14 protein-coding genes and 2 pseudogenes are annotated in these 18,604 nt (G+C 68.0%); 11 read left to right on the top strand and 5 right to left on the bottom strand.

The features are described from left to right. Positions 1 to 396 precede the first annotated feature (396 nt). The 6 genes from ACTWQO_RS10780 to ACTWQO_RS10755 all read left to right on the top strand — a co-directional run bounded on the left by ACTWQO_RS10780 (position 397) and on the right by ACTWQO_RS10755 (position 9,647). Positions 397 to 1,923, top strand: a complete 1,527-nt coding sequence (locus ACTWQO_RS10780) for an ABC transporter substrate-binding protein (RefSeq protein WP_443236999.1) — start codon at positions 397 to 399, stop codon at positions 1,921 to 1,923. A gap of 30 nt (positions 1,924 to 1,953) precedes the next feature. After that, a complete protein-coding gene (locus ACTWQO_RS10775) occupies positions 1,954 to 2,895 on the top strand; it encodes an ABC transporter permease (RefSeq protein WP_443236998.1) in 942 nt (313 codons plus the stop codon). Further along, positions 2,892 to 4,667: a dipeptide/oligopeptide/nickel ABC transporter permease/ATP-binding protein gene (locus ACTWQO_RS10770; protein ID WP_443236997.1), complete on the top strand. Its 1,776-nt coding sequence runs from the start codon at positions 2,892 to 2,894 to the stop codon at positions 4,665 to 4,667. Before ACTWQO_RS10775 ends, ACTWQO_RS10770 begins: the two co-directional genes overlap by 4 nt. A 1-nt stretch (position 4,668) precedes the next feature. Beyond that, positions 4,669 to 5,511, top strand: a complete 843-nt coding sequence (locus tag ACTWQO_RS10765) for an ABC transporter ATP-binding protein (protein WP_443236996.1) — start codon at positions 4,669 to 4,671, stop codon at positions 5,509 to 5,511. Between the two features lie 543 nt (positions 5,512 to 6,054). Further along, on the top strand, positions 6,055 to 8,568 hold the full coding sequence (locus ACTWQO_RS10760) for a GH116 family glycosyl-hydrolase (RefSeq protein ID WP_443236995.1): 2,514 nt from the start codon (positions 6,055 to 6,057) through the stop codon (positions 8,566 to 8,568). After that, complete coding sequence (locus ACTWQO_RS10755; protein WP_443236994.1) at positions 8,565 to 9,647, top strand: family 43 glycosylhydrolase; 1,083 nt, start codon at positions 8,565 to 8,567, stop codon at positions 9,645 to 9,647. The genes ACTWQO_RS10760 and ACTWQO_RS10755 overlap by 4 nt, the downstream gene beginning before the upstream one ends. Positions 9,648 to 9,911: 264 nt before the next feature. On the opposite strand, the pseudogene ACTWQO_RS10750 reads toward ACTWQO_RS10755, so the two are convergent. The 5 genes and pseudogenes from ACTWQO_RS10750 to ACTWQO_RS10730 all read right to left on the bottom strand — a co-directional run. Beyond that, positions 9,912 to 10,415, bottom strand: a pseudogene (locus ACTWQO_RS10750) (CoA transferase subunit A); the annotation flags it as partial. Between the two features lie 164 nt (positions 10,416 to 10,579). Then, positions 10,580 to 10,876, bottom strand: coding sequence for a muconolactone Delta-isomerase (catC, locus tag ACTWQO_RS10745; RefSeq protein ID WP_443236993.1), 297 nt, complete (start codon positions 10,874 to 10,876; stop codon positions 10,580 to 10,582). Between the two features lie 6 nt (positions 10,877 to 10,882). Continuing rightward, positions 10,883 to 11,737: a catechol 1,2-dioxygenase gene (catA, locus tag ACTWQO_RS10740; protein ID WP_443236992.1), complete on the bottom strand. Its 855-nt coding sequence runs from the start codon at positions 11,735 to 11,737 to the stop codon at positions 10,883 to 10,885. 346 nt (positions 11,738 to 12,083) lie between these two features. Next, positions 12,084 to 13,052, bottom strand: a complete 969-nt coding sequence (locus ACTWQO_RS10735; RefSeq protein WP_443236991.1) for an aldo/keto reductase — start codon at positions 13,050 to 13,052, stop codon at positions 12,084 to 12,086. 33 nt (positions 13,053 to 13,085) lie between these two features. Next, positions 13,086 to 14,069 carry an aldo/keto reductase gene (locus ACTWQO_RS10730; protein ID WP_443236990.1) on the bottom strand — a complete coding sequence of 328 codons (984 nt, stop codon included), beginning with the start codon at positions 14,067 to 14,069 and terminating at the stop codon, positions 13,086 to 13,088. A 326-nt stretch (positions 14,070 to 14,395) separates the two neighbouring features. Here ACTWQO_RS10730 and ACTWQO_RS10725 point away from each other — a divergent pair. The 5 genes and pseudogenes from ACTWQO_RS10725 to ACTWQO_RS10705 form a co-directional block, all read left to right on the top strand. After that, positions 14,396 to 14,983 (top strand): annotated as a pseudogene (locus ACTWQO_RS10725) (SDR family oxidoreductase); the annotation flags it as partial. Between the two features lie 26 nt (positions 14,984 to 15,009). Then, positions 15,010 to 15,150: a hypothetical protein gene (locus ACTWQO_RS10720; RefSeq protein WP_443237122.1), complete on the top strand. Its 141-nt coding sequence runs from the start codon at positions 15,010 to 15,012 to the stop codon at positions 15,148 to 15,150. A gap of 455 nt (positions 15,151 to 15,605) precedes the next feature. Beyond that, a complete protein-coding gene (locus tag ACTWQO_RS10715) occupies positions 15,606 to 16,481 on the top strand; it encodes a carboxymuconolactone decarboxylase family protein (RefSeq protein WP_443236989.1) in 876 nt (291 codons plus the stop codon). After that, the gene (locus ACTWQO_RS10710; RefSeq protein ID WP_443236988.1) at positions 16,478 to 17,317 is read left to right on the top strand and encodes an SDR family oxidoreductase; all 840 of its coding nucleotides are present in this window, start codon (positions 16,478 to 16,480) and stop codon (positions 17,315 to 17,317) included. The genes ACTWQO_RS10715 and ACTWQO_RS10710 overlap by 4 nt, the downstream gene beginning before the upstream one ends. A 196-nt stretch (positions 17,318 to 17,513) precedes the next feature. Next, entirely contained in the window at positions 17,514 to 18,557 is a 1,044-nt protein-coding gene (locus ACTWQO_RS10705) for an NAD(P)-dependent alcohol dehydrogenase (protein ID WP_443236987.1), read from the top strand. The last annotated feature ends 47 nt before the right edge of the window (positions 18,558 to 18,604 follow it).

The raw sequence follows: 18,604 nt of genomic DNA, 5'->3' as shown, positions 1-18,604 counted from the left end.
CGGGGAGAGCGAACCGTCCGGTTCCCACTCCCACACGCCTCCCCCTCTATTGGAACGGTCCACAGATCGCGCGTGACGGAAGGGGACATACCGTTCGCGCGACTCGACGTCCACCAGTGCGCCGACACGAGACGCCCGTCGCCGACCACGTCGAGCAATAGGCGCCCTGACCTGCCTATTTGTCACCACGACATGGACGCGTTACGGAACCGTTACCGCGCAATCACAACGCACTCCCTTGACCCATCACCGCCCGCTACCTAGCCTCCCCTTGAAACGTTCCAGATGGCAATTTCAGCCGATACGCGCCTCTTCGACCATCCCGGGCGCAGACGTTTCCGCCAGTTCTCACGGCCGCATCCGGCCGAGTCTCTCCCGTGTCCGAAGGAGCCGATCATGCGGCGCACCAAAAGACTTGCACGCGCATCACTGACGATGGCGACGGCCCTGACCTCGCTGGCTGCGCTGAGCGCCTGCACCGACGCGAACACCGCGTCGACGCCCGAGGGTAAGAAGGACACGCTCGTTCTCGGGTCGACCGCCGACATCCAGGGATGGGACCCCGCGAACCAGCCCTCCTTCCAGGGCTGGCCGGCGGACGCCGTCTTCCAGACTCTGGTCCGGTTCGACGCCCAGGGCAAAGCCCAGCCGGACGCGGCCACGAGGTGGGAGGTGAACTCCGACAACACCAGCGTGACCTTCCAAATGCGCGATCGCATGAAGTTCTCGGACGGTACGCCGGTCGATGCGGCGGCCTTCAAGGCGGCCTTCGAGTACCAGGCGTCGCACGGGGGCCAGGCCGCCCGCCTGGCCGAGATCAAGGTCACCACCCCCGACCGGCTGACCGTGCAGATCACCGAGCCGAAGCCCAACCCGGACATCATCAGTGCGGGCGGCGTCAAGCTGGCGAGCCCGAAGTACCTGAAAGCGGGCCAGGTGAACAAGGCCCCCGTCGGCTCAGGTCCCTACGAGCTCGACGAATCGGCGACAACCAGGGGTTCCACGTACTCCTTCACGAAGAACGAGAACTTCTGGGACGCCAAGAACGTGCCCTACAAGAAGCTCGTCGTGAAGGTGCTCAAGAACCAGACAGCCGCACTCAACGCCCTCAAGACGGGGCAGATCGACGGCACCCTGATCCAGCAGTCGATGTACAAGGAGGCCAAGGCATCCGGCCTCGAGGTCCTGAAGATGCGCGGCAACACCACGCGGCTGCTGCTGATGGATCACAAGGGCGAGAAGATCCCGGCCCTGGGGGAACTGAAGGTCCGTCAAGCCCTGAACATGATTTTCGACAAGGAGGCCCTGGCCAAGGACTTCTACCAGGGACAGGCTACGCCGACGCACCAGATCTTCCGCCCGGGATCGGCCGCGTACATCGAGAATCTTAAGGATCCCTACCCCTACGACGTGGCGAAGGCCAAACAGTTGATGAAGGAGGCCGGGTACGAGAAGGGGTTCTCCGTGACCTTCCCCCTCTTCGAGGGCCTGGGCATGGAGCAGCTGATCCCAGTCGTGGCGCAGGAGCTGGGTCAGCTCAACATCAAGGTGGAGCAGAAGACTCTGTCCGGACCGACCGCGGTCGAGGAACTTCTGAGCGGCAAGTACCCCATGATCCTCTGGCCGTTGGGGAACTACGGCCAGTCGCTCCAGGACATCAAGGACTACGTGCTGCACACCGGCATCTGGAATGTGATGCACCAGCCCGACCCGACGGTGAACGAGCTCTGGGAAAAGATCATCACCAGCACGGGGCAGGAGTCGGCCAAGTACCAGCAGGAACTCAACCGCTACACCATCGATCAGGCCTGGAACGTTCCGATCGCGTATCCGGACGGGCTCTACGCGTACAGCCCGAAGATCCGCATCCCTGAGATGAGTGACTCCAACGCCCTCAATCCCCGTCTGTGGGACTTCCGGTAAACGAGACGCTACGGAAGATCGGAGCCACAGGTGTTCGGAGTTCTCCTGAGGAAGCTCGTCCGGGCCGTGACGATTCTCCTCGTCGTCAGCTTCACTACGTTCCTGTTGATGTACGGCAAGGGATCCGGGATCGTGCGGGCGGTCCTGGGCTTCGAGGCCAAGGAAGCGGACATCCGCAGGGAGATGGCCCGCCTCGGTCTCGATCGGCCGCTGCTCGTGCAGTACGGCGACTGGCTGCATGGAGTGGTCACCGGTGACCTGGGCGAATCCTTCTTCACCGGACAGTCGGTGACGTCGCTCTTGGCGACGCGGGTCCCGGTGACACTCACCCTTGTCCTTCTGGCCCTCGTGGCGACGGCCGTTCTCGGCGTCCTGCTGGGCGTCACGGCCGCCGTCCGTGGGGGCTGGATCGACCGGACGGTCCAGTTCCTGGCTGTCTTGGGCGCCGCGATCCCGCCGTTCGTCATCGCGATCGCGCTGGTCTTCGCCTTCGCCATCGCGGTCCGGATCTTCCCGGCGACCGGATACGTCTCCCCGGACCAGAGCCTCACCGGATGGAGCTCTTCGGTGACCCTCCCGGCCGTCGCATTGCTGCTCAGCACGGTGGCCAGCACGGCCGCCCAGTTCCGGGGAGCGGTCATCGACGCGCTCTCCCAGGACTTCGTCCGCACGCTGCGGGCCCGCGGGATCAGTGAGTCCCGGGTCGTATACCGGCATGTCCTGCGCAATGCCGGCGGACCCGGCCTCATTTCCCTGAACCTGGGCGTCATGACCCTCCTGGGCGGGGCGGTGTTCATCGAGCAGATCTTCGCCCTGCCCGGACTGGGGGAAGCGGGACTCACCGCCTCCCTACAAGGGGACGTCCCAGTGGTCATGGGCATCCTGCTCGTCGGCATCACCATCGTCCTCGTTGTCAACCTGCTCGCCGACCTCGCGAACGCGGCACTCACCCCGAAGGCGAGGACACGATGAGCGTGGCCGAGCTTGCCCAGGCCTCCGGTGCTACGCCGGAGCCCGCGGCGAAGGGCCGATCCGTCCTCCGACGGCTCGCGGCCAACCCGCTGGCGGCCTGCTGTCTGGCTTTCCTGGTGATCGTGGTGGGCCTCGGACTGAGCAGTCCCTGGCTTGCTCCATGGGGCCCCAACGTCACTCAGCTCAGTGCGGTGAACGCTCCGCCTTTCTCCTCGGGACACATACTGGGCGCGGACGCGTCGGGCCGCGACATACTCGCCCGGCTGATGTGGGGGACCCGGCAGACGGCGCTGGCCTGTCTGCTTCTTCTGGCCGTCTCGGCCGTCCTCGGTGTGACAGGCGGCCTCGTCGCCGGTTTCTACCGGGGCAGGATCGAGGCCGTCGCGGACTGGATATCCGACGTCGCCATGTCGTTGCCCGTCACCTTGCTCCTGTTCGCGCTGTACGCCAGGACGGGGCCCAACATCGTTGCTGCGATGATCGTCTACGGCCTGATCGTGGCGCCGTCCTACTTCCGTCTCGTCCGGGCCGTCGTGGTCAGTGTCCGCAGTGAGCTGTACATCGACGCGGCGACCGTCGTCGGCCTCTCCGACCTGCGGATCATCGGACGGCACGTGCTCTGGGCGGTCCGCGCCCCCGTAGTCATCCACAGCTCGTTCGTCCTCGCCGCGGGGATCTCCGTCGAAGCCGGGGTCAGTTTCCTGGGACTGGGCAATCCGACCACGGCGTCCTGGGGCGGTGTACTCCAGGACTCCTTCAGCAACATCTACACCAGCAAGGCCGCAGTGGCCTGGCCGGCCCTCCTCATCAGCCTGACCATCCTGGCCCTCGTGCTGCTCGGCAACGCCCTGCGTGACGTGCTCCAGTCCTCGGCGCACCGCCCGACCCCCTCGGCGCGACTGCTCCGAGAGACAGCCCGGCGGGTTCGCGAGGAGAGCGCCGCCGCACTCGAGGAAGGGCCTGCCCCCGCGACGCATGCAGTTCTGTCGATACGGGGCCTGCGCATCGGCTACCCGGACGGTGAGAGCGGCATACGCGAGGTCGTCCACGGCGTCGACCTGGACGTCCGTCCCGGCGAGATCCATGGCCTGGTGGGCGAGTCCGGATCGGGCAAGTCGCAGATCGCGTTCTCGACGCTGGGCATCCTGCCCCGCGAGGCGGTCATTCTTGGGGGGCGTGTCCTGCTCGACGGCGAGGATCTACTGGCGAGCGAGCAGCACATGCGCCAGGCACGTGGCCGGCGCATCGCGTACGTGCCGCAGGAGCCGATGTCGAATCTGGACCCCTGCTTCACGATCGGGGCGCAGCTCACCCAGGGCCTGCGCGCGGTCAAGACCGTGACGAAACGCGAAGCCGAACGTGAGTTGCTCGCCCTGCTCGCGCGGGTCGGCATCAAGGATCCGGAGAGGGTTTTCCGGCAGTACCCGCACGAAATCTCCGGCGGCATGGCGCAGCGCGTACTCATCTGCGGTGCGGTCGCCTCCGGCCCGGACCTGATCGTCGCGGACGAGCCGACGACCGCCCTGGACGTGACCGTGCAGGCAGAGGTGCTTGAGCTGTTGCGGGAACTGCGTGACGAGCGAGGCCTCGCGATGATCCTGGTGACCCACAACCTCGGCGTCGTGGCAGACCTCTGCGACACCGTCAGCGTGATGAGAGACGGGCACATCGTGGAGCGGAGCGACGTGGACTCTCTCTTCGAGGCGCCCGACGAGGCGTACACGCAGGAACTGCTCTCGTCGGCACGCCGTGTCGAGATCGCGGAGGTGTGACGTGGCAGAGACGGTTCTGAAGGTCGAAGACCTGGTCGTACGCTACGGCGGACGCCGGGCCACCGGCGCCACCGTCATCGACGGCGTCTCCTTCGACCTCAACACCGGGGAGACGCTCAGCCTGGTGGGCGAGTCCGGATCGGGGAAGACGACGATCGGGCGCGCGATCCTCGGACTCGCGCCGGTGACGGAGGGCTCCATCTCGTTCCGTGGCGAGACCATCAGCAACATCCCACGGGCCCGCCGACGCAGGGTCGCACGAGACATCCAGGTGGTGTTCCAGGACCCGTACTCCTCACTGAATCCGTCGATGTCGATCGAGGACATCCTGGTCGAGCCCCTCCTGGCCACCGGGTCCCGGGACGGACGCACGCGCGTACGCGAACTGCTCGACGCCGTCGGCCTCCCCGCCGACTCCGGCCGGAGATCCCCCCGGGAGTTCTCCGGCGGACAGCGGCAGCGGATCGCCATCGCCAGGGCACTCGCCCTCGACCCCACGGTCATCATCTGCGACGAACCCACCAGCGCCCTGGACGTGACCACGCAGGCCCGGGTCCTCACGCTGCTGAAGGACCTCCAGCGCGAGACGGGTGTGGCGTACCTGTTCATCAGTCACGACCTCGGCGTCGTCAACGAGGTGAGCGACCGGATCGCCGTCCTCCACCAGGGGCGCATCGTCGAGATCGGCAAGGCGACCGACGTCGCGACGGCTCCCGAGCATCCCTACACACGCAGGCTGCAGATGGCGGCTCCCGTCGCGGATCCGAAGAAGCAGCGACTGCGGCGGGCCAAGCGCCTGGAAGCCATGGCGGCGGAGCTTCCGGCCCCCAAGGTCGACTCATGAGTGGCAGCGACGCGCCCGTGACCGGAGCCCCCGTCTCCAGGGCGTCGTCGCGGTCCGCCGACGGTCCGCACACGACCCCGTGCGCGCGGGCCCTCTGAGTAACACGCACCACCCACCCCTGAACGCACTACCTACCGGTAGGCGGACACGGGGCATGTAGCCCGGCACGCCGACTCGCGGGCGTCGGCCGCACAGGCAATCGGCACCGCCTTCAATTCATCGACCCCCGAAAGGACTGGCATGGAGCCGCAGGACAGTTTCAAACCGAACACGACACGCGAGGGCGGAGGTTTCCCACGGAGGGCCTTCCTGCGCGGGGGCGCACTCTCCGTGGCCGGGCTCGTCGCCGCAGGCGAGTTCGAGGGATTCCCGACCCTTCACTCGACCCCGACCGCTCACGCGTCACCGCTCAACGCGGCGAGAGGGCCGGAGGCGGCGTACGTCCGCACCTGGGGCCTCGCACCGGACGGCCCGTGTGAGGCGGCAGCTGACTCGGAGTGCCGCACGGGTCAGCCCTCGGGTCTGCGGGGATTCGCGGGCGGTATGAGCGTGCCCGGTCTCGGCATCCCGCTCGGCGGCGTCGGCGCCGGCTCGTTCCACTACAACCTGTTCGGAACCTTCGGGCCATGGAGCATGGGCGGTTCACAGGCGTCGGACTGGTGGGACATGCGCACACTCCCACAGGCGGCCTTCCACATCCGTGAGCAGGTCGCGGGTGCCACGGGCGGACCGACCGTCAAGACCCTCGCCACCCGGCACGACCACATCGCCCCGCAGCGCGACTTCGACGGAGTCCTTCCGCAGTGGAACCAGCTGAACCCTGGCGACGGCACCTACGCCGCGCTGTACCCGTTCGGCTGGACCACCTACAACGTGTTCAAGTCGAAGGTGTCCATGCGGTTCTGGTCGCCGATCGTGGCCGGCGAGGACGAGCGCACCTCGATGCCGGTGGCCTTCTTCGACGTGGAACTGGCGAACCCCACCACGAAGGCCATCGACCTCTCGGTGATGTTCACCTTCCCCAACGCCTCTCCGCATCCGTCGGGCACGACACGCACCGGGCTCTACAGCCGGTTCGACACCGACGCCCGGTCGGGTGTCGCTGGCGTGACGCTGGGCTCGGACGATGCGACGAACACGCCCGACTCCTACAAGTCGGAGTGGACCATCGCCGCCCTGCCGACCGCGGGTCAGAAACTGACGTACGTCACCTCGTGGAACGGAGCAGGCGACGGGAGCGACATTTACGAGCCGTTTGCCTCCACTGGCAAACTGCCGAACAGCACCTTGGACGTCTCGCACTCGGCAGGCGCCGTCGCCGTGACCGTGCAGCTGCGTCCGGGCCAGAAGACAACCGTCCGGTACGCCCTGTCCTGGGACTTCCCGCAGGTGTACTACGACGGCGCACCCGAGGGCCGGGCTGTCTGGATGCGCCGATACACCGAGTTCCTCGGCGCCACCTCGACGGCCACCAACGACTACGTCCCGAACTCGTACCCGTTCAACCAGGCCTTCACCATCGCCAAGCGCGAGCTGGCACGGCACGACGACTCCCTCGCCGCGGTAGAAGCGTGGTGGAAGCCGATCGCCCAGAACCCGAAGTACCCGGTGTGGCTGCGGAAAGCGGCCCTGAACGAGCTGTTCGGCATGGTCTTCAACGCCTCGTTCTGGGAGGCGGGCCTGGTCAGCAACACCATCCCGCCCGCCCCCGGCGGGCCTCGCCTGGGTGCGGAGATCCCCGGCACCCACCTCTTCTACACGATCGACGCCGGAAGCGGCGGCGCACCGGCCAATGAGATGGACGTCGACAGCTTCGGGTACCTGCTGTACACGAAGCTGTTCCCCAACATCGAACTCGGGCGCCTCCGCGCCTGGTTGCAGCTCACAAAGCAGGACCGGTGGGGGCGGGTGCCCCAGCAGATCATGTTCGACACAGGTCCTTTCATCAGCGCGACCGCGGCCAATCAGGGCGCCCCCTCGGCAACGTCCGAACCCGTCTTCGGCGCACCGCCTACAGGCACAGACGACCTCGGCGCACTCTTCGACCCGGCGGGCGGCGACGCGTTCCGGGACTGCTTCCACAAGCTCATCTACCGGGTGTACGCGCTGTACCAGGAGACCGGCGACAAGAGCCTGCTGACCTACGGGTATCCCCAGATGCTGCGGACGCTGAAGCACTCACAGTTCTTCCGCCCGCCCGGCTCCCACCTCCCGGCTGACCCGCCGTCGAACAATCCGCCGAGCACCTACGACCAGCTCCTGGTCAACGGGCACGGCATCTACAACTGCCAGCTGTACCTCCTCTCGCTCCAGATCCTCTCGACGCTCACGCCCATAGCCAGAGCCCTGGGGATTCCCGAGGCCACGTCCGCCGTCCAGAAGGAGATCGACACCGAACTGGCCGCAGCGAAGGAGGAGTTCGAGGAGATCTTCTGGAACCCCAAGACCGGGCGCTACCGCTACTGCGACGGCACCGGCGGCATCGACGGACGGACCGGCGACATCTTCGGCGCCAAGAAGCCAGTACTGCCGAAGGACGCGGCCTTCCTGGACGCGTTCTACGCCCAGTGCGTCGCCTCCCAGCTCGGTCTGCCGGATCTGATCGACCTGCGACGTGCCCGCCAGCACTGGCACAACACCCTGGACGCCTTCCTGGCGCCCAAGGACGCCAACGGCGTTCCCGTAGGCCCGCCGATCATCCTCGACGAGAACCTGAAGCCGTACCCGATGGACTACGCCCAGCCTGGCACCGGCCGTTTCGTCCCGGAGATCGCCGACGTGTGGCCCGGCACGACCTGGATGGCGACGGCGGCCGCCGTGCACATCGGCCGCAAGACCGGCGACGGGAAACTCATCGCCAAGGCCCTGCAGATGAGCGAAGCCGTGGCGAACCGGATCTGCGACGACGGCGCCACGACCAAGGGACACGCCTTCGCCACACCGGAGTCCTGGTTCGTGGCCAACCCGAACATCTCCCGCTACGCGGCCTACGCCCGAGCCCGCTCCGTCTGGCAGCTCGTCGACGCACTCGACACCGTGCAGGGGAGTTCGAAGTGACGACCACACCGCCATCGCCCCAGTCGTCCATACGCCCGGGCCAGGTCTGGTACGACACAGCCGGCCACCGCATCCAGGCGCACGGCGGGTCGATCACGTACGTCGACGGCACCTTCTACTGGTACGGCGAGAACAAGGAGCGGACGAAGCCCGGCAGCGGAATCTGGCACTGGGGAATCCGCTGCTACGCCTCCACCGACCTCTACAACTGGGAGGACCGCGGGCTGATCATCCCGCCCGAGCCGGGCAACCCGAACTCCCCCCTCCACCCGGCCCAGCAGGTCGACCGCCCTCACATCGTCTTCAACGCCGCCATCAAGCAGTACGTGTGCTGGATCAAGATCATGGGCGAGGGGAACACACAGACCAGCACCGTCCTCGTCGCCGACGACTTCCTCGGCCCCTACCGCGTCGTCCGCACGGGGCTGCGCCCGCTCGGCATGAACGCCGGCGACTTCGACCTCGCCGTCCATCCCGACGACGGCAAGGCGTACTACTACTTCGAGCGCGTGCACAGCGAGCTGATCTGCGCCGACCTGACCGACGACTACACGGACGTCACCGGCCACTACTCGACCCACTTCCCCCACCCGCACCCGCCGTACGTCCGTGAGGCACCGGCCCACTTCACACGCAACGGACTGCACTACCTGATCACTTCGGGCACCACCGGCTACGCCCCCAACCCGTCGGAAGTGGCCGTCGCGCGGACCTTCCACGGCCCGTGGACCGTGCTGGGCGACCCGCATCCCCACGATGCCTCCGGAACCTCGTACCGCTCCCAAATCAGCTCGGTGTTCAGGCATCCGCACAAGAAGGACCTCTACATCGCCCTGGCCGACAGGTGGCTGCCCCACCTGGCACCCGAACTGGCCGAGCCGATCCAGGAAGAAATGCGCAGGCGCTACTCCGGCACGACAGAGGACACGGACACATCCGGCACCCCTGCCGTCCTTCCCCGGGAACTGATCGACCCCGACACCTCGATCGCGGACTATGTCTGGCTGCCGCTCCGCTTCGAAGGAGAGATGGCCTTCGTGGACTGGCACGACGAATGGCGGATCGAAGACTACGACTGACTTGGAATCCTCGTCCTCGTCAACCTGCCTCGTCCGACCTTCATCTTCATCTCACCGAGAGGAAATCGACGAGATCCAAGACTCCCGTGGCAGTCGAGACCACGTCAGGACTTGTGGGCTCCGGCACCGCACACCCTTCAACCAATTCGGCCACCCCGGTCTTGCGGACGGCCCGGGGACCGGCCAGGGCCGGTGGGTGTGCGGATGCCGCCGGCGGGCGTTGCGAGTCGCCGACCTGGCCGGGGCGGCCTCGGTCCGCCACCACCTCCGCCCGGCGGCCCGGGGCGGGTGAGGGCCCACCACCCGCTGCACGAAGATCCCCGGCAGATGCACCGCGTCCGGGTCGATCGCGCCGGGCTCGACCAGCTCCTCCACCTCGGCGATCGTCACCTGGCCCGCCCTCGCGGCGAGCGGGTTGACGATCCGGGTGGACTGGTTGAACGCCAGGTTCCCGTACCGGTCGCCCTTCGCGGCCCGTACCAACGCGAAGTCGGTACGGATGCCGCGCTCCAGCACGTACTCGGTGCCGTCGTACTCACGCAGCTCCTTCGGCGGCGACGCGAGTACGACCCCGCCGGGGGGCGGAGAAGGCGGTATCCCCGCCCCGCCGGCCCGCAGCCGCTCGGCCGGCGTGCCCTGGGAATCAGCTCCGCCTCCAGCTCCCCGGCAAGGTACTGCCGGGCGAACTTTTTGGTTCGCGCCGATGCAGGAGCCGGTCACCCGCGAGATCCGCCCGACCGCCAGCAGCACCGCGAGCCCGGACTGCATCGCTCCCGCAGTTGTTGGAGGCCACTCCCAGACCGGCGACCCCGCCCTCGTACAGCGCCTGGATCAGTATGTTCGGCACACGGTTCAGCCGAAGCCGCCCACCGGGAGCGTCGTGCCGTCTGCCGCATCGGCCACCGCGTCGCCGGCGGACTCCACCACCTTGGTCACGCCACGACGTCGCCGACCGCCAGATCGGACGGATGCTGAGCCAGCGGTGTGATCTCGATCTTCATGTAGGGGAAGAGCGGCAGATTCCACAGCATCCGGTGCAGCGCCTCGTTGTCGGCGACGTCGAACACGCTGATGTTCGCGTACTGGCCGACGCATCGCCAGATGTGCACCCACTCACCCGATTTCTGCAACTCCCGGCAGTACGCCTTCTCGCGTGCCACCAGGTCCGCGCGGACCTCCGGGTCGAGGTCGCGCGGAATCTCGACGTCCATACGCACAGCGAAGAGCACCGCGCATCACGCCTTGTCGAGCACGAAGTCATACGTGACCTCGCGGCCGTTGCCATCCGCCGCCGGGCCGGGGTCGAGGATGAGCTCGGACTTCACGGCGGAGGCGATGTCGTCGGTGACGTGGCTGCCGCCCTTGAAGTACAGCTGGGTGGTAATGGGTTGGTGGCCCGGCGCCGACACCTTCAGGTGCAGGTGCGCGGGGCGCCACGCGTGCCAGCCCGCGGCTGTGATGAGCCTGCCGCAGGAGCCGTCGGTGGGGATCTGGTAGGGGGCGGGCTCGATGGTGCGGATCCTGAAGTTGCCCTGCCCATCGGCGATGACCGTGCCGCGCAGGTTCCACTCCGGCAGGCCCGGCGCGAACTGGGAGTAGTAACCGTCGTCGTCCGCGTGCCAAATCTCCACCTTCGCAGCGGGCAGCGCCGTACCGTCCACGCTTGTCACCCGCCCCTGGAAGAGCAGCGGCGTACCCGGCTCGTCGTCCCGCCGGGGCAGGGTCGCCTCGGCGGTCAGGACCGGGGAGTCGGGGACATAGTAGGGGCCCTCGATCGTGCCCTTGCTGCCCTCGCGGTTCTCGCTCGCGACCTCCTCGACGACGTGCTCCAGCCACACGTCGAGGAAGAGCGGCCACTCACCGTCCTCGCCGACCTGGATCAGCCAGGACTTGAGCACGTCGTACTCGGCATAGGTCACCCTGTGGCGGCGGATGATGTCGTGGGCGGCGGCGAGCAGTTCCGAGACGAGGGAGTCGACCCGCTTGGTGTCGACGTCGGTGGCGCCGGAGCACTGCTTGCTGCGGAACTGTTCAGTGGCGGCGGATCCGGACGCAGCGGCGGTGGCCTGCTCGGTGGTGGTGCCGGTCATGGTCTTCCCGTCCCTTGGGGGTGTGTCAGGAGTCCTGGCGGTAGCGGGCCAGCTTGTCGGGGTCTGGCCATGGATGCTCCTTCGCTGCGTCTCCGGATTTGGCGGGACAGACATTCAGGGCGGGCCTGGCACGGGTGCGTGAGGCAACGCTACGAAAGGCCGCTGTCACAGCGACCAGGTCGTACCCCAACTGCCTCCGGCCGTCGGAGACCCCCACACCGAGGCCGGCCTGCGCATGCTGGAACGCTGGCCGCACCCGGTCGACCACACCCCCACCACAGCAAGGAGGGAGCTGTGTGTCGATGCTCGTCAGCAGTTCGACAGCCGAGGTGACAGCACGGGCCGTTCAGTAGTAGCGGCCGCCCTGCGGGGTGGGCAGGGCGTCGAGTTCGGCGAGGTCCTCGGCGCTGAGCTGCACGTCGGCCGCGCCGGCGTTGTCCAGCAGGTACTTGGGGGTCTTGGTCCCGGGGATCGGGACCACGTACTCGCCCTGGGCCAGCACCCACGCCAACGCCACCTGAGCAGGAGTGGCACCGATGCGCTCGGCGAGCTGCCGGACCTTCTCGGCGAGGGCGAAGTTGACGCGCAGAGCGTCCTGCTGGAAGCGGGCCAGGCCGCGTCGGAAGTCGTCCTGCGGCAGGTCGTCGAAGGAGGTGAACCGGCCGGTGAGGAAGCCCTTGCCGAGCGGTGAGTACGGCACGAAGGCGATGCCCTGCTCCTCGCAGTAGGGCAGCACCTCCGTCATCCAGTCCCTGGTCCACAGCGACAGTTCGGACTGCACTGCCATGATCGGGTGGACGGACTGGGCCCGCCTGATCTGCTCGACGCTCACCTCAGACAGGCCAATCGCGCGGGCCTTGCCCGCCTCCACCGCCTCCGCCAGCGCGCCCACGCTCTCCTCGATCGGCACACTCGGATCGAGGCGGTGCAGGTAGTAGAGGTCCACGTGGTCCGTGCCCAGGCGCCCGAGGCTGTCGTCGATCGAGCGGCGGATGTGCTCCGGCCGGTTGTTCAGTCCGGGTACGGGTTTCCCCTGGGCGTTACGGGTGAGGGCGCCGACCTTGGTGGCCAGCACCGCTCGTTCCCGGTGGCCCTTGGTGAGAGCACGGCCGAGCAACTGCTCGTTGGTGAGGGGGCCGTACACGTCGGAGGTGTCCAGCAGGGTCATCCCCAGGTCGAGGGCCTGGTGGATCACCGAGATCATCTCGGCCTGGTCGCGCGGGGTCGCCTGGTCGTAGCCGAAGCTCATGCCCATGCAGCCCAGGCCGATGACGCCGACCTCGGGGCCGTCGGGGCCGAGTGTGGTGGTGCGCATGTGTTCCTTCCGAAGGTCGTCGAGCGGGCCGGGTCAGCGGTTGACCAGCCGCATGCCCGCCTCGTGTAGGCGGTCGCCGGCGGCGGGGGCGAGGTTGTTCAGGCGAGTGAGCTGCTCGGCGGTCAGCACGATGGCGTCGGCGGCGGTGTTCTCCTCGACGCGGGAGACCCGCTTGGTGCCGGGGATCGGGGCGATGTCGTCGCCCTGGGCCAGCAGCCAGGCCAGGGCCACCTGCGCGAGGGTGGCGTCGACCTCGGCAGCGACGGCCTCGACCTCCTCGACGATGCGCAGGTTGCGCTTGAGGTTCTCCTCCGTGAAGCGGGGGTTGTTCGCCCGCCAGTCGTTCGCCTCGAAGTGCTCAGTGGCACGGATCTTTCCGGTGAGGAAGCCGTGGCCCAGCGGCGACCAGGGCACCAGGCCGATGCCCAGCTCCCGCAGCAGCGGCAGGATCTCCGCCTCCACGTCCCGTGTCCACAGCGAGAACTCCGACTGCAAGGCGGCGATCGGGTGTACGGCGTGGGCGCGGCGGATCGACTCGGGCGCCGCCTCGGACAGGCCGATGTGGCGGATCTTGCCCTCGGTGACCAGGTCGGAGAGGGCTCCGATGGTCTCCTCGACGGGCGTGTTGGGGTCGACGCGGTGCTGGTAGTAGAGGTCGATGTGGTCCGTGCCGAGCCGCTTGAGGGAGCCTTCGAGCGCAGTGCGGAGGTTGGCCGGAGTGCCGTCGATGTGGCCCATGCCGCCGCTGGTGTGCGAGTGCATGCCGAACTTCGTCGACAGGACGACCTGGTGGCGGCGGCCCTTGATGGCCCGGCCGACGAGTTCTTCGTTGACGAAGGGGCCGTAGGCCTCCGCGGTGTCGAGCAGGGTGACGCCGAGATCGAGCGCCCGGTGGATCGCCCGGATGGACTCGGCGTCGTCCGGAGTCTCCCCTGGGCTGAGGTAGACGCCGGACATCGTCATGGTGCCCAGGCCGATGCGGGAGACGTCCAGGTCCCCCAGCTTGATGTGCTTCATGGCTCCAGTGCTCCGCGGGTGGCTTCGAAAGAGATCTTCAGTTCACGTCCAGCGTGCTCGCCGCGCTCGTCGGATGGCAGGGCGGGCTGTACCGGGGAACGAGGTTCAGTGGTGTGCCAGGGCACCCCACGGGCACCGCCCGTGGGGTGCCCGCAGCCTGGTACTCGTAGGCCGGCCAGAGGTCGCCGTCGACCGAATGGTGGAGCTCTCTGGCGCTGTTGCGATGCAGCTGCGGCGTTCGCGGCAGGTCTCTTGCAGACGGGCTGGGGTGCCCTGTCAGTGCCTGTGTCAGCAGGCTCTCCCTCATCGGCCGCTCTGCCTGTTCCATGGATGGAGCACCGCATGCGCGGATATCCGCCGCATGCATGACTTGGATCACCGCTGTCCCAGGGACGGCAAGGCCATCTGGCGTAGAGCGAGATATGGGCAAAGGAACCGCCCTCATCGTCGGTGTCGGCCCCGGCCTCGGCCTGGCGCTCGCGGAGGCTTTCGCACGGGACGGTCATCCGGTCGCGCTTTTCGGCCGCGAGGCAGAACGTCTGGGGAAGCACGCCGCCGAGCTGACCAGTCAGGGCTTCACGGCGAGCGCCTTCCGGACCGATGCCGGTAACCCCGAAGATCTGCGGGCCGCGCTCGGCCGGGCGGTGGACGGCCTCGGTGCGCCGGACGTCCTCGTCTACAACGCAGCCGTAAGGCAGGCTGACACCCCCACGGGGCTGGACGCCGCAGCATGGGCGCAGGCTCTCGCGGTGAATGTCACCGGGGCCGTGGTCGCCACCCGGACGGTCCTTCCTCTCCTGCGGGACGGCCGGGGCAGTCTGCTCTTCACCGGCGGCGGTTTCGCCCTCCACCCCTCGCCCGAATACACCACGATGTCGGCGGGCAAGGCTGCTTTGCGCGCCTACGTCCATGCCCTCCACGCCGACCGCACGGCTCGGGCGTGCATGTCTCCACCGTCACGGTTGCCGGCAACATCGGCGGCGAGGACCCGCGATTCGCTTCCGACGTCCTGGCTGCTGCCTACCTCGACCTGCACCACCAGCCGAAGGACCAGTGGCAGGCCGAGCTCGTCTACGCCTGACGGCGTGCATCAAGGCCGAGGCGCGGCACCGCTCCGGTCGGCACCTTCACCTGCTGGACCACGTACTCCACCACGGCGGGCTGACAGCACGTGACCCGTTTCCGGGTAGGAAGCGTCCCAGTTCGTCGTCGCCGCTGTGCTCGGGTCCCGTGACGCCGGTCATTCCCCGCCGTCACTGTGGCACGCCCGGTCAGGGGTGCCCTGTCACACCCTGGCTGGCCGCTCCCCGGAACACCGGGGCCTGCCTGTCACCGGCATACAGGGGCACCCTGGAGCACGTCGGGGCCCGAGCACATGGAGCACCGACCGGAAGGCGCTGCCGCCTGGCAGGTACCGCTTCACCTGTCCAGGCTTCGACGACGCGCCGGGAAGACGAACGAGGAGAGGGAACCAGCGATGCAGCACATCGAGCTGCGGGACCTTGGGGTTTCCCGGATCGGGTCGGCGCTATGGGCATGTCGCACGGCTATACCGACTCAGGCACCGGCGAGGCGGAGTCCATCCGTTCCCCGCACAGGGTCCTGGAGGCGGCCGTGACTCTCCGCAAGCCCAACGAAGCCGCCGCGGCGGAACATGAGCGGCTGTTCCCCGGCCACGTCTCCAGCCTCGCGGTCACCGATCCGGAGTTGATCGAGTACTTCGACAACTTCGCCTGCGACGAGGTACTGCGCCACACCGCCGATCTGCCCGAGCGCACACGGCTGATGACGCAGCTCGCCGCGATGATCGGCGTCGGCGCGGTGGCGGAGTACCGGATCATGCTCGGAGCCGCCCTCACCATCGGTGTCACCCCGGTGGAGGCGAAGGAGATCGTCTATCAGGCGGTGCCGTACGCCGGCATGGCCCGCGTCTTCGACTTCCTGCACGCCACGAACGACGTCCTCACCGACCGCGGCGTGCGACTGCCGCTGGAAGGACAGTCCACGACCACCCCCGCCACCCGGATGGCGGAAGGTCTGGCGGTGCAGAAGCGGATCGTGGGCGACGAGACGGTGGACGCCCTGTACGCCAACGCTCCCGAGGACCAGCAGCACATCCAGGAACTGCTGAGCGCCAACTGCTTCGGCGACCACTACACCCGCACAGGCCTCGACGTCCCCACCCGCGAGCTGCTCACCTTCGCCATACTCGCCGGGCTCGGCGGCGCGGACGCACAGGTGCGCGGACACGCGGCGGCCAACCTGAACGTGGGCAACACCCGCGCCACCCTGATCGCCGTTCTCACCGGCCTGCTGCCGTTCATCGGCTATCCCCGCACCCTCAACGCACTGAGCGCCCTCGACGCCGTTGCCCCGTCCCCGGGCGCCGCGGCCTCAAAGGAAGAAGCATGACCACAGGCACTTGGCTCATCACGGGCGTCAGCAGCGGCTTCGGCCACGCCCTGACCACTCAGCTGCTGGAGCGCGGCGACCGCGTCATCGGCACGGTCCGCTCCCTGGACAAGGTGACCGACCTGCGCGAGCGGTATCCGGATGCCTTCCAGGCGAAGGTTGTTGACGTCACCGACACCAGCGCGGTCCGCGGCATGGTGGACGAGGCGTTCGCGGCGGGCCGCGTCGACGTGATCGTCTCCAACGCCGGGTACGGACTGTTCGGCGCCGCCGAGGAACTCACCGACGCGCAGGTGGACCACATCATCGCCACCAACCTCACCGGCTCCATCACCCTGATCCGGGCCGCCCTCCCGCATCTGCGCGCACAGGGCGGCGGACGCGTCATCCAGCTCTCCTCCTACGGCGGCCAAGTCGCCTTCCCCGGCAACTCCCTGTACCACGCGACCAAGTGGGGCATCGAAGGCATCGTCGAGTCGGTGGCCCAGGAGGTCGCTCCGTTCGGCATCGGCATGACGATCGTCGAGCCCGGCGGTGCTCGCACCGAGTTCCGTTACGGCAGCGCACGAGTCGCCGACCTCACCGAGGTGTACGACGCCACTCCCGCACACGCCTTCAAGGCGATGCTCGACCCCGCGAACGGGCTGGCGCCCGGCGATCCGCAGCGTATGGCCGCGCACATCATCGGATCCGTCGACGTCGAGCCCGCCCCCTTGCGGATGGTCCTCGGCTCGCAAGCCCTGGACTCCACCCTCGACGTGCTGCGCAGGAGGACCGCCGACTTCGAGTCGCAGCGGGAACTGGCGAAGTCCACGGACTACCCCGCCGGGGATTGACCGCGCGATGCCGGGCACCGGCAGGCGCTGGCAGGGCCAACTTCACTGCCCACCAGCGGCTGATCCGACGAACGGAGCGTCAGCGCTGTTGCTGCCTGAACGACGAAGCCACCGCCCCTGCCTGTCCCACGGACCGGACAACCGGGCAAGAACCACCCACCCGTCATGTACCCGCACCGGTACTGATTGGAGAACCATGCTCATCGTCAACGCGTACGGCGCGACCTCCGCGACCGAGCCTCTCGTCCCCATGACGGTCGACCGTCGCAAGGTCGGCCCGCACGATGTCCTCATCGAGATCAAGTACACCGGCATCTGCCACTCCGACATCCACCACGCCCGCAGCGACTGGCGGGAGGAGACCTACCCCCTCGTGCCCGGCCACGAAATCGCCGGCGTCGTCAGTGAGGTCGGTTCCGACGTCACCCGGTACGCCGTGGGCGACCGGGTCGGCGTCGGCTGCATGGTCGACTCCTGCCGCGAATGCGTCAACTGCCGCAAGGGCCGGGAGCAATACTGTCTCAAGGGCAACACGCTCACCTACGGCTCCCCCGGCGAGGACGGTCGCCTCACCCAGGGCGGCTACGCCACTCACATCGTCGTCACCGAGGACTTCGTCCTCCGCATCCCCGACGGCATCGGACTCGACGCCGCTGCACCCCTGCTGTGCGCTGGCATCACCACCTACGCACCGCTGCGCCGCTGGGGTGCGGGCCCCGGCAAGAAGGTGGCCGTCGTCGGCCTGGGCGGACTGGGCCACATGGCCGTCAAGCTCGCACACGCGATGGGCGCCGAGGTCACCGTGCTCTCCCAGTCGCTCAAGAAGCAGGACGACGGTCTGCGTCTGGGCGCCGACCACTACCACGCCACCAGCGACCCGGCCACCTTCGAGCAACTCGCCGGTACCTTCGACGTCATCCTGAACACGGTCAGCGCCCGGATCGACCTCGATGCCTACCTGTCGCTGCTTGCCACGGACGGCATCATGGCCAACGTCGGCGCTCCCGCCGAACCCGTCTCACTCAACGTCTTCGCCCTCCTCGGCGGACAGCGGGCCCTCGCCGGCTCCCTGATCGGAGGCATCCGCGAAACGCAGGAGATGCTCGACTTCTGCGCCGAGCACCGCATCGGTTCCGAGATCGAGGTCATCCCGGCCCAGAAGATCAACGAGGCGTACGAGCGTGTTCTGGCCTCCGACGTGCGCTATCGGTTCGTCATCGACATCGCGACGCTGAGCTGAGCTCCTCCGGGCGGCCCCTCCCCACTCGTCCGCAGCCCGGTCACCGC

The organism is Streptomyces sp. 4N124 (assembly GCF_052245395.1).
GTDB lineage: Bacteria > Actinomycetota > Actinomycetes > Streptomycetales > Streptomycetaceae > Streptomyces.
This window is presented reverse-complemented; position numbering and strand designations above follow the sequence as displayed.